This window comes from Klebsiella sp. JN_Kp121, assembly GCF_040062145.1.
In the GTDB taxonomy this organism is placed as follows: Bacteria; Pseudomonadota; Gammaproteobacteria; order Enterobacterales; family Enterobacteriaceae; genus Klebsiella; species Klebsiella aerogenes.
In genome coordinates, this window is the sequence record NZ_JBEAHX010000002.1 from 625,137 (window position 1) to 640,630 (window position 15,494).

General features: G+C 54.6%; 14 protein-coding genes. 5 read left to right on the forward strand and 9 right to left on the reverse strand.

The window, feature by feature from the left end; translation table 11 throughout:
• Positions 1 to 23 precede the first annotated feature (23 nt).
• From ABLU86_RS05595 to pcaH, 6 genes are all read right to left on the reverse strand, one after another.
• Complete coding sequence (locus ABLU86_RS05595) at positions 24 to 302, reverse strand: hypothetical protein (RefSeq protein WP_348795979.1); 279 nt, start codon at positions 300 to 302, stop codon at positions 24 to 26.
• 91 nt (positions 303 to 393) lie between these two features.
• Positions 394 to 663, reverse strand: coding sequence for a hypothetical protein (locus tag ABLU86_RS05600; RefSeq protein ID WP_020078653.1), 270 nt, complete (start codon positions 661 to 663; stop codon positions 394 to 396).
• A gap of 127 nt (positions 664 to 790) precedes the next feature.
• Positions 791 to 3,163 (reverse strand): glucose/quinate/shikimate family membrane-bound PQQ-dependent dehydrogenase, encoded by a 2,373-nt coding sequence (locus ABLU86_RS05605; RefSeq protein ID WP_045414142.1) that lies wholly within the window; start codon positions 3,161 to 3,163, stop codon positions 791 to 793.
• Between the two features lie 300 nt (positions 3,164 to 3,463).
• A complete protein-coding gene (locus ABLU86_RS05610) occupies positions 3,464 to 4,387 on the reverse strand; it encodes a LysR substrate-binding domain-containing protein (protein WP_015366376.1) in 924 nt (307 codons plus the stop codon).
• A gap of 176 nt (positions 4,388 to 4,563) precedes the next feature.
• Entirely contained in the window at positions 4,564 to 5,184 is a 621-nt protein-coding gene (gene pcaG / locus ABLU86_RS05615) for a protocatechuate 3,4-dioxygenase subunit alpha (protein ID WP_015366377.1), read from the reverse strand.
• A complete protein-coding gene (pcaH, locus tag ABLU86_RS05620) occupies positions 5,181 to 5,921 on the reverse strand; it encodes a protocatechuate 3,4-dioxygenase subunit beta (protein ID WP_020078656.1) in 741 nt (246 codons plus the stop codon). The genes pcaG and pcaH overlap by 4 nt, the downstream gene beginning before the upstream one ends.
• Positions 5,922 to 6,157: 236 nt before the next feature.
• Between pcaH and ABLU86_RS05625 the strand changes: the two genes are divergently transcribed.
• Positions 6,158 to 7,501 (forward strand): VOC family protein, encoded by a 1,344-nt coding sequence (locus ABLU86_RS05625; protein ID WP_015705582.1) that lies wholly within the window; start codon positions 6,158 to 6,160, stop codon positions 7,499 to 7,501.
• Between the two features lie 42 nt (positions 7,502 to 7,543).
• Positions 7,544 to 9,052 carry a carboxylesterase/lipase family protein gene (locus ABLU86_RS05630; protein ID WP_045366217.1) on the forward strand — a complete coding sequence of 503 codons (1,509 nt, stop codon included), beginning with the start codon at positions 7,544 to 7,546 and terminating at the stop codon, positions 9,050 to 9,052.
• On the opposite strand, the gene ABLU86_RS05635 is transcribed toward ABLU86_RS05630, so the two are convergent.
• Positions 8,991 to 9,887, reverse strand: coding sequence for a LysR family transcriptional regulator (locus tag ABLU86_RS05635; protein ID WP_020078659.1), 897 nt, complete (start codon positions 9,885 to 9,887; stop codon positions 8,991 to 8,993). The genes ABLU86_RS05630 and ABLU86_RS05635 overlap by 62 nt on opposite strands.
• Before the next feature lie 172 nt (positions 9,888 to 10,059).
• Here ABLU86_RS05635 and ycaC point away from each other — a divergent pair, with 172 nt between their 5' ends.
• Positions 10,060 to 10,683 carry an isochorismate family cysteine hydrolase YcaC gene (gene ycaC, locus ABLU86_RS05640; protein ID WP_015366381.1) on the forward strand — a complete coding sequence of 208 codons (624 nt, stop codon included), beginning with the start codon at positions 10,060 to 10,062 and terminating at the stop codon, positions 10,681 to 10,683.
• A 50-nt stretch (positions 10,684 to 10,733) separates the two neighbouring features.
• Here the strand turns inward: ycaC and ABLU86_RS05645 are convergent, their stop codons facing one another.
• Positions 10,734 to 12,080 (reverse strand): L-cystine transporter, encoded by a 1,347-nt coding sequence (locus ABLU86_RS05645; RefSeq protein ID WP_015366382.1) that lies wholly within the window; start codon positions 12,078 to 12,080, stop codon positions 10,734 to 10,736.
• Positions 12,081 to 12,368: 288 nt separating this feature from the next.
• On the opposite strand from ABLU86_RS05645, the gene ABLU86_RS05650 reads away from it, so the two are divergent.
• On the forward strand, positions 12,369 to 13,538 hold the full coding sequence (locus ABLU86_RS05650) for a pyridoxal phosphate-dependent aminotransferase (RefSeq protein WP_047054822.1): 1,170 nt from the start codon (positions 12,369 to 12,371) through the stop codon (positions 13,536 to 13,538).
• Between the two features lie 11 nt (positions 13,539 to 13,549).
• The gene (locus ABLU86_RS05655; RefSeq protein ID WP_015366384.1) at positions 13,550 to 14,323 is read left to right on the forward strand and encodes an ABC transporter substrate-binding protein; all 774 of its coding nucleotides are present in this window, start codon (positions 13,550 to 13,552) and stop codon (positions 14,321 to 14,323) included.
• Positions 14,324 to 14,364: 41 nt separating this feature from the next.
• On the opposite strand, the gene ABLU86_RS05660 is transcribed toward ABLU86_RS05655, so the two are convergent.
• On the reverse strand, positions 14,365 to 15,453 hold the full coding sequence (locus tag ABLU86_RS05660; protein WP_015366385.1) for an NAD(P)-dependent alcohol dehydrogenase: 1,089 nt from the start codon (positions 15,451 to 15,453) through the stop codon (positions 14,365 to 14,367).
• Positions 15,454 to 15,494 lie beyond the last annotated feature (41 nt).

A 15,494-nucleotide genomic window follows, 5' to 3' on the forward strand; every position in this document is an offset into this window, starting at 1 on the left:
GCCCGGGTTGACTTCTGGCCGCGTTAATACTTGCGCCAGTGCTCATAGCCGGTTTGCCAACGACGTTGCTCTCGCCGTTCTCTTTCACGCTGAATATCGGACTTTTGATCTTCCCAGACTGGGCAATCCGGGCCGCTTGCCACTTCGCAGGGGGCGGAGGTATCGTTTAGCGGATTGACCTTTTTCTCTTCCCACAGCTTTGGATCGCGTAAATCCACTTCTGGCGCTTTCAGCGCCTGGGCTGAGGTGGTTGCGGCTAATAAGAGTGCGCCGATCGGCAGGTGATGGAGGGCTCCTTTCATCTTTTATCCTTGTTATGTTGTTATTGATAACCATTCGCAATAATAACATAACGCAATAGAACATTCTAAAATTAGAGCCTGCCGAAGGCACTTATAGTGCTGACGCAGGGATCACATTGAGCTTGAATTCCCCCGGCATAGTGGAAATCGCCTCTACGGTTAAACCGTTTTTATCGGTTCTGCCCTTGAATATTTTGCCGTCTGGCGTGGTGATTTGGTAGGGCAGATACGGAATAGGTTTGCCAGTCAAAGGATGTTTAATTACAAAATCATGGCGATAAAGTTGCTGAGGCTGGTGATGCGTACAACCTTGCAGCAACAGGAGAAAAATCAACGCGGCAGCGCCTTTCATTAAAGACATTATGGCTTCTTCCCTGATTATCGAGCCGGAAATATAAGACGCTAGTGTAACAAAGGCGTGCGGATCGGCACCTAAATGGAATCTGAAAGCGGTGAAGAAAAAAAGGCCCCTGAACGGGGCCCTGGTTTTATTTTTTATCGGGTAACGCGTAGGCGATGATGTAATCGCCGCGGTCCGGAGACTGGCGCGCGCCGCCGGCGTTGATAATGATGTACTGCTTACCGGTTTTCGGTGAAACGTAGGTCATCGGGCCGGATTGGCTGCCCACCGGCAGGCGAGATTTCCAAATCTCTTTGCCGTTGGCGGTATCAAAGGCGCGCAGATAGAAATCCTGGGTGCCGGCGAAGAACAGCAGGCCAGACTGGGTAGACAGCGAAGCTCCCAGCGTTGGCATGCCGATAGGGATCGGCATATGCATGCGGATACCCAGCGGACCGGTATCTTCTACCGTACCTACCGGAACCTGCCAGACCAGCTTACCGCTTTTCAGATCAACCGCCGACATGGTGCCGAACGGCGGCTTCTGGCAGGGGATACCCAGCGGCGACAGGAAACGTTCGCGCATCGCGCCATACGGCGTACCTTCCATCGGCACGATACCCATTTCGATACCGCTGGCATCTTTAGCCACTTTCGCTCGCGGTACCATGTAGTTAGCCAGTCCAAGGCGCATGTCATTGACGAACATCAGGCCGTTATTCGGATCGACCGACACGCTGCCCCAGTTCATTCCGCCAAGCGAGCCCGGATACTGCAAGGAGCGGTCTTCACCCGGCGGTGTAAAGACCCCCTGATGGCGCATCTCTTTGAACTGAATACGGCACAGCAGCAGGTCAACCGGGGTGGCGCCCCACATATCCGATTCTTTCAACGTTTCGTTGCCGATCATCGGCATGCCGACGGAGTAGGGCTGCGTCGGCGAGTAGCGTTCACCTTTGACGTTGCCGGCCGGGACAGGGCGTTCTTCCACTTTCGCCACCGGTTCACCCGTCGCGCGGTTAAGCATGAAGATCATGCCCTGCTTGCTGGTTTGCACCAGTACCGGCGTCGTACCGCCTTTACCGTCCGGCAGATCGTACAGCAGTGGTTGCGAAGGCAGGTCGAAATCCCACAGATCGTGATGGGTGGTCTGGAAATGCCAGCGCACTTTACCGGTGGCGGCATCGACCGCAACGATTGATGAGCTGTATTTATCATCCAGCGCCGTACGTTCGCCGCCGAAGAAATCTGGCGTGGCGTTACCGGTTGGCAGATAAATGAGATTCAGTTTGGCATCGTAGGACATCGCGGACCAAACGTTCGGCGTCCCGCGCGTGTAGGTTTGTCCTTCCGGCGGTACGCCGGTCAGCTGCGGGTTACCCGGATCCCAGGCCCAGGCCAGTTTACCGGTATGCACGTCAAAAGCGCGAACTACACCCGGCGGTTCACCGGTGGAGTAGTTATCCGCGATGCGACCACCAACGACAACAAGGTTACCGGCCACCAGCGGGGTAGAGGTCTGCTGATAATAACCAGGTTTGATTTCCCCCATGCCGACGCTGAGATCGACGGTACCGTGTTCACCAAATGCTTCACAGGCTTTACCGGTATCGGCATCGATTGCGATCAGGCGCGCATCGGTAGTCGGCAGGAACAGGCGGCGGGCACAGGCGGCAGGCTGAGTCCCGGCCACGGCATTAGCCTGTGCCTGGCTATCTTCGTAGTAGCCTAAACCGCGGCAACGTTGCCAGTTCGGCGCCGTCGCTTTTGAGTCATAGCGCCATTTTTCTTTGCCGCTATCGACATCCAGCGCCAGGACTTTGCTATATGGCGTACATACATACAGCGTATCGCCAATCTGTAGCGGCGTATTCTGGTCTTCCGCACCGGAACCGTTACTCTGCGGAATATCGCCGGTATGGGCAATCCAGGCAACCTGTAGCTGGTTGATATTGTTTTTATTGATCTGATCCAACGCGGCGAAACGGTCGCCGTGAGTGGTATTACCCCAGTGCTCCCAGTTTTTTTGTTCTTCACCTGGCTGTACCGGTTTTACCGGAACCGCTTCGCTGGCGCTGACCAGCGGCTGGGATTTAAACATCCAACCAAAACTGACCAGCAGTACCACGGCCAGCACGCCCGCGAGGGTGAAGGCCGCGCCTTTTTTTGCCGGTGCGCTGGAAAGGAAAGGCCAAACAATGGCGCACAGAAAAGCCAGAACGCCAAGCGCAAACAGGCGTGAGAACAGCGGCCAGTAGGTCCAGCCGGCGTCGCTGATCGCCCAAACAATGGACGCCGCGAAGGCGACGGCATAAAGAACGATGCCGCCGCGACGATTGCGGAAAATAAGCAGGGAGGCGATAACCATCACCAGTCCCATAATGGCGAAATACCAGGTGCCGCCGACGCTTGCCAGTTTGGCGCCTAAAATGCCGATTGCCAGACCGATGATTAACATCAGTCCGGCGAGTAGCCACTGCAGGATCCGGGGGAATCCGCGCGGCACGTTGCCCGTAGCCATGTTGTCTCCTTATACCACCCCTTGCCAGGCGTGTACCAAATGAATCAAGTGCAAATAGAAATTGCTTTTGAGTGAAGCTGTTCAAAGCTTCATAAATGTGATTTCAAAAGATGAATTCATTTCACATGAACCAAATGGTGAAATCATGGCTATGATAAATCTGTTAATGAAATGAGCGCAAATGTTAATGAATGATTTCGCACTAATTGATTAGCGCGATGTATATATTAAGTGGCAGAAGAATGAACGTAGCGGTGCCGTTACCTCAATGTGCTGATTCGGGGTAACGGCCACTGAGAGTCAGCCAGGCATGGATTTGCGTATCGCGCTCAGTAGAGTTTGCGCCCCCTGCGACAGGCTGGCGTCCACCCGGGTAAGAATACCGATCGGCTCGCCGGCGCCTTCGGTGGCGATAGGTAATGAGGTTAACAAACCGCGACGCAGGTCGTCTTTCACCGCGCCGGAAGGGACGAACCAGACATAGTCGTAATCGACGGTGAGCTGGCGTGAAAGCGAGGCCGACAGCGTTTCAATACAGCCGGGGGGAATTTTACAACCCTGGCTTTGCAGTAGCGTTTCCGCATTCTGCCGCGGGATTGTCCCTTTCGGTGAGACCACCACCGGCCATTCCATCACCCGGCTGAGCGTTACCGTCTCCTGCAGCAGCGGGTGGCCGGGGCGGACGACCAGCTTTAGCGATTCAAGAAACAGCAGTTCATAGTTGAGGCCGCTCATCAGTTCTGGATCAGACATGCGCCCGATACCAATATCGACATCGCCGGATTTTAGCCCCGCCAGCAGCATGGTGTTATTCATGGTGGCGACCTGTAAGGTGATGTCTTTTTGCTGTTTATGAAATTGACCAATCACCGTAGGTAAAATACCGAGCGCCGCGGTTGGCAGGGCGCCAATCCGCACCACATCGCTATTCATGCCTTCTTTACGATTGAGAGCCTGGCCTGCGGTATTGAGGGCATCCAGTACCTTAACCGCGTGGGTAAGAAACTGTTCGCCTACCAGCGTCAACTGCGCGCCAAGCCGCCCGCGCTCAAAGAGACGGGTACCGGTCAACTGCTCCAGCTCGTTGAGCGTTTTTGATAGCGCAGGTTGGCTAAGATTCAGGGTTTCTGCCGCCCGCCCCAGGGTTCCCTGCTGTGCGACGGCGACGAAAGTATGTAAATGGCGCAAGCGAATGCGCTGACTGAAGAGACCATTTTTTTCCATAATCGATGTTAAAAACAGAGCTGTCTCGGTAGCAAGCGAAGTTGTTTAATTTTGATAACTAGTTAGCAAAATATTATTAACATTTGATCTTATTGTCTTACAAGTCATTTCTGTCAGGCGCGATAAAAAGCCCCGCACTCGGCGGGGCTGGAAAAAAGGGATGTTTTGGTGGGAAATTAAATATCGAAGAACACGGTCTCTTTATCGCCCTGTAAATAAATATCAAAGCGGTAGACGACTTCATCTCCACGCACTTCACGTTGCGCGATAAGCGTCTGGCGGCGAACTTCCCATTCAATCAGATTCAATACCGGATCCTGTTCATTTGCCGCCTGCTCATCAGCAAAATACATCCGCGTATTCAGGCCGATGTTGATACCCCGCGCTACCACCCACAGATTGAGGTGCGGCGCCATCATGCGTCCGTCACGGCCGACGACCGCGCCGGGTTTGATGGTTTGAAAGCGCCAGACGCCGGATGCAAAGTCTGAACACGTGCGCCCCCAGCCGCGGAAGTTTGGGTCCAGAGTCTTACTCTGCTGACGGTCGTCGGGATGGTTATAACGCCCGTCGGCGTTAGCCTGCCAGAGTTCCAGCAGCACGTCGCGTACCGGCGTTCCGGAACCATCGAAAACCCGGCCTTCAATCGTAATACGTTGGCCTTTGGTTTCCGCGCTCACTAAGTTGGGGCCGAAGTTTTTTTCGAAAATATGAAACCCTGCAGCGTCCGGCGCCAGACCAATATGCACATAAGGCCCGGCAGTCTGCGAGGCGGTTTCAGCTAAATAGTCTTTCATTGGGCGGCCCCCTGAGTACGATTTTCGAACAGCGTGGCGCGATGGCCGCGCAGCACAAGATCAAAACGATAGGCCAGGCTGTCGAGCGGCACGGCGGCGTGGGTGTCCAGCTCGGCAATCAGGGTACGCACGGCATCATCGTTATTGATGGTTCTGACAATCGGACACTGTTTAATAAGCGGATCGCCTTCAAAGTACATTTGGGTAATCAGCCGCTGCGCCCAGGCATCGCCGGAGAGCGAAAAGTGAATATGCGCCGGGCGCCAGTCGCTAACCTGATTACGCCACGGATAGGGGCCGGGTTTGATTGTGCGAAAACAGTAATAACCGTTTTCATCGGTCAGCACCCGTCCACAGCCGCCGAAGTTGGGGTCAATCGGTGCCAGATACTGGTCTTTCTTATGACGGTAGCGGCCGCCGGCATTGGCCTGCCACACTTCCACCAGCGTATTTTTCATTGGTCGGCCAAAGCCGTCGCGCACGTAACCGTGAACAATAATTCGCTCGCCAATCGGCAGGCCGTCTTTGGCGTAGTTGAGGATGAGATCGTTATCCAGCGGGCCAAGGTCGTCGCTGCTGAACACCGGACCGGTAATTTCAGAAAGTGAATTTTGCAGGGAGATGAGGGCATTACGCGGCGAGCGCAGCACACTAGTTTTATATCCCGGCGCCAGCGCCGGCGGATGGCTATTGTAATCGCGATGTACAACCTCGCGCGGTGACCATTTATTATTCATAGGGTACTCCATCAATCGGAAGAGAGGCATGTTGTTGTAATGTCGCCAGAAACAGTCTCTGTAAATGCTTTGTTAATTTAAAGTGAAATTAAATCTAATCTTTCATAACCCTTGGTTATGATTTGTGCAGGCGAAACGCGGTAGCAGGTTATCCGCATCACAGTTTGTAAATTCTTCCCGCCACTCTTAACGCGCTTTCCTACACTCCAGGAAGTATTCACTGGAGGTAAGACATCATGGCGAACACCATCACGGCTGATGAGATTCGGGAGAACTTTTCACAGGCTATGTCGGCAATGTACCAGCAGGAAGTTCCGCAATATGGAACCCTCCTGGAGTTGGTGGCGGATGTGAATCTGGCGGTCCTGGAACATAACCCGAAATTACATGAACAATTGGCTAATGCCGACGAGCTGGCACGGCTGAACGTTGAGCGCCACGGCGCGATCCGCGTGGGAACGGCGGAAGAACTGGCGACCCTGCGTCGCATGTTTGCCATTATGGGGATGTATCCCGTTAGCTATTACGATCTGTCGCAGGCTGGGGTACCGGTTCACTCCACCGCATTTCGCCCGGTCGATGACGCGGCGCTGGCGCGTAACCCGTTTCGCGTTTTCACCTCATTGCTGCGCCTTGAACTGATCGGCAACGAGGCGCTGCGCCAGCGAGCGGCGGATATTCTCGCCCGTCGCGATATATTTACGCCTCGCTGCCGTGAACTCATTGCGTTACACGAAGATCGAGGAGAATTCACGGCTGCAGAAGCGCGTGAATTCGTCACCGAAGCGTTGGAAACTTTCCGTTGGCACCGTCATGCCACCGTTGACGAGCAAACCTATCACGCGCTGCATAATGAGCACCGGTTGATTGCCGATGTGGTCTGTTTCCCCGGTTGCCACATTAACCATCTGACGCCGCGCACTCTTGATATCGATCGAGTTCAGGCGCTAATGCCGCAATGTGGTATCGAACCGAAAGCGCTCATTGAGGGGCCGCCGCGCCGCGAGGTGCCGATTTTACTGCGGCAAACCAGTTTTAAAGCGCTGGAAGAACCGGTGATGTTTGCTGGTGAACATAAAGGCACACACAGCGCGCGCTTTGGCGAAATTGAGCAACGCGGCGTCGCGTTGACGCCGAAAGGACGAGCGCTCTATGACCGCTTACTGAATGAGGCCGGGGTCGGTAAAGACAACCTTAACCATCAGCGCCATTTGCAGGAGGTCTTTAGCGAATTTCCTGACAGCGAATTTCTGCTGCGTCAGCAGGGGCTGGCGTGGTTTCGCTATCGCCTGACGCCTGCGGGGGAAGCGCATCGCCATGCTTTTGGCCCCGGCGACGATCCGCAACCGCTGATCGAGCGTGGTTGGGTAGTCGCGCAGCCGATTGTTTATGAAGATTTTTTACCGGTGAGCGCGGCGGGGATCTTCCAATCGAATCTGGGCAACGAAACGCAGGCCCGCAGTCACGGTAACGCCAGCCGTGAAGCTTTTGAAGCGGCGTTAGGCTGCGAGGTCCTCGATGAGTTCGAGTTATACCAACAGGCGGAGGAGCGGAGTAAACGCCGTTGCGGTCTGCTCTAAAATCGGTACTCTGCATGGCATAACTTGCAAAAGGACGTTGTTATGCAGAATTCATCTACGCCGCTGGTAAAAACGCGGCAGGGCACGTTATCCGGCACCCGTGAACAGGGGATCCATATCTGGCGCGGTATTCCTTACGCGCAGCCGCCGGTGGGCGAGCTGCGTTGGCGTTCCCCGCAGCCTCCAGAGCGCTGGCAGGGCGTGCGTCAGGCCGATACCTTTTCCGCCGCCAGCTGGCAGGATATCGAATATTGTCGTGAACTGGGCGGCGGCGATCCTGGCCGTTTTTCCGAAGACTGTCTCTATCTCAACGTGTGGGCGCCCGCCGCCCGTTCGCAGCCGCTCCCGGTGATGGTCTGGCTGCACGGCGGCGGCTACACCATCGGCGCCGGCAGTCTGCCGCCCTACGACGGTAGCGCGTTGGCCAGCCGCGAGGTGGTGGTGGTCACCGTGAACTATCGTCTTGGACACCTCGGCTTTTTCGCCCATCCAGCGTTGGAAGGCGAAGAGGGCGAACGGTTGTATAATTTTGCACTGCTCGATCAGATAGCCGCGCTGCGCTGGGTGCAGGATAATATCCACGCCTTCGGCGGCGATGCCGCCAATGTCACCTTGTTCGGCGAATCCGCGGGGGCGCGCAGCGTCCTGTCGTTAATGGCGTCGCCGAAAGCGAAGGGATTGTTCCATAAAGCGATCGTGCAAAGCGGTTATACCTTACCGGATTTACCGCGGGAAAAGGCGCTGGCCAAGGGAAAGCTGCTGGCGGAACATTTTTCTCTTGCCGATGCCAGTGCGGAACAGCTGCGGGCAATCCCCGCTGATGCCTTTTGGGCGCTGACTGCGCCGCTGAATATCGGCCCGGCGCCGATTGTCGGCGATGCGGTGCTGCCGGAGCCCATGCTCGATACGTTCTTTAAGGGACGTCAGCATGCGATGCCGGTGATGATTGGCTCCAATAGCGATGAGGCCAGCGTGATGGCGGTATTTGGCGTCGATATTGCCGGTCAGATTCAAAAACTGCGTCGCGAACGCCGTTTTGGCCTTGGGCTGATTAAACTACTGTATCCCGGCGTTAAAGGCGATGAGGCGTTAGGGCGGGAAGTGTGTCGCGATATGGCGTTCACGACTTTGGGGTATGTTGTCATGCAGGCGCAGCAGCGTCTCGGGCAACCATGCTGGCGCTACTGGTTTGATTATGTGGCCGAAGCGGAACATGAAACTTATCTCCATGGCGCCTGGCATGGCAACGAAGTGGTTTACGTTTTTGACAACCTGACCCGCGCCGAGCCGGTATGTCAGTATGCCAGTGAGGCGGATCAAGCCTTCGCCGCGCAGGTCGCCGACTACTGGGCTAATTTTGCCCGCCAGGCGGGCAATCAGTGCAGTGAGTTAACCGGCCCGGTACGCTGGCCTGCCTGCCAGCGCGGACGGGACCGTTTATTGCGTATCGGCCTCAACAAGCGCGCGGGCTTTAAAGTCGAGAACCGCTTTATGCGCGCGCGGCTGGCGCTGTTTCGTCGGGTGATGAAGCATCATGTGACGCTGGATTAACCAGCGCGGCGCGAAAGCGCGCCAGCCCGTCGGCCTTGCTTTGCGAGCGGCGAACAACCAGCCGGTAGCTGGCGCCGGTTTTGACGCTAAGCGAGAAGGGGCGACATAGTCGCCCGGTTCGCAGATCCCCGGCAACCAGTGTTTCGTCCGCCATGGCCACGCCGAGCCCCTGCATCGCGGCGGTGATCGCCAGATCCATGGTGTCGAAATATTGGTTTTTATGCATTTTTAGCGCAGTTTCATGCGGGAAGTGCGCAAGCCACAGCAGCCAGTCGGTTTTATCGCGCGTCGGATGGAGAAATGTGACGCCTGATAGCTGGGGATCGCATGGCGTATCGGGACTGGTCACCGGCGTGAGGGCTTCTTCAAACAGCAGATCGCCGGCGCTCTGATGGGTGCCAAAGATAATCGCCGCATCGTAGGGTTCAGTCTTAAAGTTGACGTTATGCTCGGTGGTGGTGGTCAACGCCACCTGCAGTTCCGGATAACGTCGTTCTATCTCCAGTAGTTTCGGCACCAGCCAGCGGATCGCGCAGGTAGGCGCTTTCAGGCGCACGACAGTTTGCTGCTGGCGCGCCTGCTCGGCCACCGTTATCAGGCGGCCGAATGCCGACTGTAGCTCCGGATAAAGCGCGCTGCCCTGTGGTGACAGTCGCAGGCCCCGGGCGTGGCGTTCAAATAGCGGGAAGCCGAACCAGCTCTCCAGCGCGGCGATCTGCCGGCTGACCGCCCCCTGCGTCAGGCATAGCTCCTGTGCGGCATGGGTTAGGTTGAGATGCCTCGCGGTTATCAGAAACGTTTCTACGGTATGAAAAGGCAGGGCGCTACGCGACATGTTGGCTCCAGCTATGCATTTTGATCATGGGCAGTATGCCACGCCTCGTTGCGAAATTGGGACGATGCGTTCCGTTTTTGCCATCTAATCGTCATCCGCTGCTTACACTATTATTAATCTCGTTGATACAACGTTTCTCACCGATTAGTTGATGTGTATAAAAGGAGCCACCATGTCTAAACCTTACGTTCGTCTGGATAAAAATGATGCGGCAGTATTACTGGTTGACCATCAGACCGGCCTGCTCTCACTGGTTCGTGATATCGAGCCGGATAAATTCAAGAACAACGTCCTTGCCCTCAGCGATCTGGCTAAATACTTTAAACTACCGACTATTCTGACCACCAGTTTTGAGAATGGCCCTAACGGCCCGCTGGTGCCGGAACTAAAAGAACAGTTCCCCGACGCCCCTTATATCGCTCGTCCCGGCAATATTAACGCCTGGGATAACGAAGATTTCGTTAACGCGGTAAAAGCCACCGGTAAGAAACAGCTGATTATTGCCGGTGTCGTCACTGAAGTGTGCGTGGCCTTCCCGGCGCTGTCGGCGATTGAAGAGGGATTCGACGTCTTTGTGGTGACCGACGCGTCCGGTACCTTTAACCCGATCACTCGTGATGCGGCGTGGGATCGTATGTCGCAAGCGGGCGTGCAGTTAATGTCGTGGTTTGGCGTGGCCTGTGAGCTGCACCGCGACTGGCGCAACGATATTGAAGGATTGGGAACCCTGTTCTCCAACCATATTCCGGATTACCGTAACCTGATGACCAGTTTTAACCTGCTGAGCAAGAAATAAACAGCTGGCGGCCAGTTTTCAGGCCTGGCCGCCGTTTCAATCAGACGGGATTATTCACTTATCGAGGCGACATGGTGCGACTTGGCACTTTGATGTTTCAATAGCCGCGATGCCAGTACGCCCGACATCATCGACCCATTCACATTCAGCGCGGTACGCGCCATATCGACAATTGGCTCGATGGCGATAAAAATGCCGACCAGCGCCACCGGGAAGTTGAGCGTAGACAGGACAATCAACGCCGCAAATGTCCCACCGCCGCCGACGCCTGCGACGCCAATTGAGCCCAGCGCGATAGCAGGAAGTAAGCTGGCTAAAAACGAGAAGGACAGTGGGTCGATACCCAGCGTTGGCGCAATCATGGCCACCATGATAGCCGGATAGATCCCGGCGCAGCCGTTTTGCCCCATACTGGAACCAAAAGAGGCGGCGATATTGGCGATGGTATTCGGCACGCCGAATTTTTCCTGTGCGGTAATGGCTAATGGAATCGAAGCCGCGCTGCTGCGGGAAACAAAAGCGAAGGTAAGCACCGGCCACACCGTTTTAAAGTAGCGCAGAGGATTTTGACCGCTAATAGTCAGCAGAATCGCATGCACGATAAACATCATGGCGACCGCCAGATAACAGGCGGCGATAAAGCCAAGCAGGCTGGTGAATTGCGCTAGCTGATAGGTCGAAAAGACTTTTGCCATTAATGCGAGGACGCCGTATGGCGTCAGCGCTATCACGATACGCACCATCTTCATCACCCAAATTTGAATCGCGTTAATCCCACTACTTAATTTTTGACCTTCCTCCGGCGCCTCTTTTTTCACCTTCAATAATGCGACTCCGGCCAGCAGGGTGAAAATGACGATGCCGATAACCGATACGCTGCGCGCGCCGGTCAGGTCGAGAAAAATATTTGTCGGGATCAGCGAAGTGACCAATTGGGGTAACGAAACGGCTGCGGTTTTGCTGACGTCTTCGGCGGTCAGCGTCGATTGCATATGGCTAAAAGCGCTGGCGTTAAGGCCGAGTAAATCAGCGGTAAACAGTCCGACCCAGCCTGCCACCATCACCAGGCATAGCATGCAGGCAACAATGGTTAAGGACATTCGGCCAATACCGGCACTATTTTCGAGTTTATTAATCGCTGACAGAATTGAAATGAAAATCAGCGGAACCGCGACAAGTTTCAGCAAATTAACATAGCCGTTGCCGACGATACTGTACCAATCAATGACCGTTTTTCGCGGTTCGTTGGCAATGAAATGGAGTGATAATCCGAGAAGGGCGCCGAGAAAGATGGCGATAAAAACGCTTTTTGATAACGAGTGGCTTTTTTGCTCGAGTTTAAAAAGTCCCCATGATGCGATTAAAAATAACGCGATATACGCTGGCGTAATAAACATAAGATTTGCCTCTTGCCCCATTCAGCACCTGAAATGCCGGAAAGAGATATATTCTAAATTTCTCTAAGACGGTGAGTAGCCTTAGAACCGCTGGGGATTATAAAGAATTGAATAGCATAAGGCATACAAAAATTGTGGTTTATGTCCTGAGTGTTAGCCCTGTCATATTTCAGCAGGAGCCCTGGGAGCCATGATCGAAATGCATAGCTCTTATGATAACAATTCGCTTGTCGCCTGAAGGCGCTTTAGTTTGAATGGATATGCAAATAAAACGAGAAAGGATTAATCATGGCTCTTAGTGCTTCGGTCACCACCCGCTCGAAATTGCCGGATGTCGGCACCACGATTTTTACCGTTATCGGTCAGCTCTCCGCGCAGCATAACGCGATTAATCTTTCTCAGGGCGCGCCTAACTTTGCCTGCGACCCACAGCTGGTGGCCGGCGTGACGCAGGCGATGACCGCCGGACATAACCAATACGCGCCGATGACCGGCCTGCGGGCCTTAAAGGAGCGTATTGCTGATAAAATCGCCACGTTGTACGGCACGCAATATGATGTCGATAGTGAAGTGTTGGTCACCGCCAGCGCCAGCCAGGGGATCTATTCCGCCATTGGCGGGCTGGTACATGCTGGCGACGAGGTGATTTACTTTGAGCCATCGTTTGATAGCTATGCGCCGATCGTGCGTCTGCAAGGCGCGACCCCGGTGGCGATTAAGCTCACCGTGCCGGATTTCGCTATTAACTGGGACGAGGTACGCGCCGCGATTACCCCGCGGACGCGGATGATCATCATTAATACGCCACATAACCCAAGCGGCCAGGTATTATCCGCCGATGACCTTAATCAACTGGCGATGCTAACCCGCCATACCGATATCGTGGTTTTGTCCGACGAAGTCTACGAGCACGTAGTCTTCGACGGCGAAAAGCATCACGGCATGGCGACCCATCCGCAGTTGGCGGAACGCAGCGTGATTATCTCTTCCTTCGGCAAGACCTACCATGTGACCGGCTGGCGCGTTGGCTACTGCGTTGCACCAGCAGCGCTAATGGATGAGATCTGCAAGGTACATCAGTTCCTCATGTTTTCTGCCGATACGCCGATGCAGTACGCTTTTGCAGAGCATATGCAGAACCCGGCTTCATGGCTGTCGCTGGCCGCTTTTTATCAGCAAAAGCGTGATTTGCTCCAGCAACTGCTGCAAGACTCGCCGTTCCGCTTATTGCCGAGCGCCGGCTCTTTCTTCATGCTGGCGGACTATCGCCATTTCAGCGATGAGCATGACAGCGAGATGGTTAAGCGGCTGATTACCGAATACGGCGTCGCCACGATTCCGCTATCGGCATTTTATACCGATGGTACTGATAACAAACTGATTCGGCTCTCTTTTGCCAAAGATGAAGCCACATTGCGGGCTGGCGCGCAGGCGCTGTGCCGCGTTAAGCCGCGTTAAGGAGCCAGACGATGAAAATAAAAGCCCTAACTCTAGCTTTGGGAATGCTGTGTACCGTATCAAGCTTTGCCGCCAGCGAGTTGCGCTACGGCGTGGAAGCGGAATATCCGCCGTTCGAAAGCCGCAACCCGGCAGGTGAGCTGCAGGGTTTTGATATTGATCTCGGCAACGCGATTTGTCAGGCCGCGCAGTTGAAATGCAGCTGGGTCGAAACCTCCTTTGATGCGCTCATTCCGGGACTGGTGGCGAAGAAATTTGATGCGATTAACTCGGCGATGAACATTACCGAGCAACGTCGCAAGAGTATTGATTTCACCCAGCCGATCTACCGTATTCCTTCACAGCTGGTGGGCAAGGCCGACAGCGGTATGCAGGCGACGCCGGAAGGGCTGAAGGGCAAAACCATCGGCGTGCTACAGGGCTCGATTCAGGAGACCTTTGCCAAAGAACACTGGGAAAAACACGGCGTCACGGTAGTTTCCTACAAAGACCAGAACATGGCGTGGGCCGATCTGCTTAACGGCCGTATCGACGCCTCGCTGGTGATGTCTGCCGCCGGTCAGGCCGGATTCCTCAGTAAGCCGCAGGGTAAGGGATTCGGCTTTATCGGTAAGCCGGTGGCTGATGATACGATTCTGGGCAGCGGTATTGGCTACGGCTTGCGCAAGGGCGATGAGGCGACCAAAAAACAGCTCGACGCGGCAATTGATAAAGTGCGCGCTGACGGCACTATCACCCGTCTGGCGGCAAAGTACTTCCCCGGTATCGATGTCAGTGTGAAATAATCTTTATTTGCGGCTCTTTGCTGCGCAAAGAGCCGCCCGCATTACATCAGCACCACCGGTTTGATGACTTTACCGGAAGCTGAATCTGCGAAAGCCTGATTAATCTCTTCGAGCGGATAGAACTCGATAAGCTTATCAATGGGGAATTTCCCTTGTTTATAAAACTGTACCAGCTGTGGGATAAACAGCTGCGGTACGGCGTCGCCTTCAATTACCCCTATCAATGATTTACCTTCCGCCATCAGATCGTTTTGCACATTAAAGGTGATATCGCCGGTAAAGCCGACGACCGCCACCGTGCCTAACGGCTTAATCGCGTGGATCGCCTGCAGAACGATGGCGGCGACGCCGGTCGTTTCGATGGCGTAGTGCGCCCCTTTACCGGTCAGTTGGCGAATAACCGCAACGCTATCTTCCTGTTTGCCATTGATCACGTGGGTTGCGCCGAGTTCACGTGCCAGCTCAAGGCGGTTCGCATGAATATCGACGGCGATGATTTGGCTACAGCCGGTGAGCTTTGCAGCCATAATGGCGCTTAAACCAACCGCGCCGCAGCCGAATACCACTAACGATTCCCCGGCCACCGGTTTTAGTCGATTTAACACCGTGCCGCTCCCGGTTTGAATTCCGCAACCCAGCGGACCAAGAAGCGAAAGTTCGACATCACGGTCGACAACAATAGCATTCGTCGCTTTGGTGACCACATACTGACTAAACGAAGATTGGCCGAAGAAGACGGATAATTCTTGATCATCCAGACGATAAGGGGTGGTGCCATCGTCTAAGCGTCCACCAAAGTTTAAGTCATTGAAACTTTCGCACGCGGAAGGATGGTTGGTGAGGCAGTTTTCACAGTGATGGCAGGCGGCGTAGCTCAGTACCACATGATCGCCAATTTCGACCCCACGAACGGCATCACCGACGTTAACCACGATACCTGCGCCTTCGTGGCCCAGGATGGCGGGCATCGGCAGGATCCCGGCGTTATCGCGGATTACCGCGTCGGTATGACAAACGCCTGTAGCGACAATTTTTACCATCACTTCGTCTTTTTTAGGTGCGCTAACCTGAATATCTTTAATGCTAAATGGTTGTTGATAACCCAACGTCACGGCGGCTTTTACTTTCATTAGATACTCCTGACATTTTTCCCTGGAGAGTAGAGATTACA

What these genes read in the sequence shown, in the direction of transcription:
- ABLU86_RS05595 (WP_348795979.1), bottom strand. Translation starts at nt 302, where the DNA reads ATGAAAGGAGCCCTCCATCACCTGCCGATCGGCGCACTCTTATTAGCC.
- ABLU86_RS05600 (WP_020078653.1), bottom strand. Translation starts at nt 663, where the DNA reads ATGTCTTTAATGAAAGGCGCTGCCGCGTTGATTTTTCTCCTGTTGCTG.
- ABLU86_RS05605 (WP_045414142.1), bottom strand. Translation starts at nt 3,163, where the DNA reads ATGGCTACGGGCAACGTGCCGCGCGGATTCCCCCGGATCCTGCAGTGG.
- ABLU86_RS05610 (WP_015366376.1), bottom strand. Translation starts at nt 4,387, where the DNA reads ATGGAAAAAAATGGTCTCTTCAGTCAGCGCATTCGCTTGCGCCATTTA.
- pcaG (WP_015366377.1), bottom strand. Translation starts at nt 5,184, where the DNA reads ATGAAAGACTATTTAGCTGAAACCGCCTCGCAGACTGCCGGGCCTTAT.
- pcaH (WP_020078656.1), bottom strand. Translation starts at nt 5,921, where the DNA reads ATGAATAATAAATGGTCACCGCGCGAGGTTGTACATCGCGATTACAAT.
- ABLU86_RS05625 (WP_015705582.1), top strand. Translation starts at nt 6,158, where the DNA reads ATGGCGAACACCATCACGGCTGATGAGATTCGGGAGAACTTTTCACAG.
- ABLU86_RS05630 (WP_045366217.1), top strand. Translation starts at nt 7,544, where the DNA reads ATGCAGAATTCATCTACGCCGCTGGTAAAAACGCGGCAGGGCACGTTA.
- ABLU86_RS05635 (WP_020078659.1), bottom strand. Translation starts at nt 9,887, where the DNA reads ATGTCGCGTAGCGCCCTGCCTTTTCATACCGTAGAAACGTTTCTGATA.
- ycaC (WP_015366381.1), top strand. Translation starts at nt 10,060, where the DNA reads ATGTCTAAACCTTACGTTCGTCTGGATAAAAATGATGCGGCAGTATTA.
- ABLU86_RS05645 (WP_015366382.1), bottom strand. Translation starts at nt 12,080, where the DNA reads ATGTTTATTACGCCAGCGTATATCGCGTTATTTTTAATCGCATCATGG.
- ABLU86_RS05650 (WP_047054822.1), top strand. Translation starts at nt 12,369, where the DNA reads ATGGCTCTTAGTGCTTCGGTCACCACCCGCTCGAAATTGCCGGATGTC.
- ABLU86_RS05655 (WP_015366384.1), top strand. Translation starts at nt 13,550, where the DNA reads ATGAAAATAAAAGCCCTAACTCTAGCTTTGGGAATGCTGTGTACCGTA.
- ABLU86_RS05660 (WP_015366385.1), bottom strand. Translation starts at nt 15,453, where the DNA reads ATGAAAGTAAAAGCCGCCGTGACGTTGGGTTATCAACAACCATTTAGC.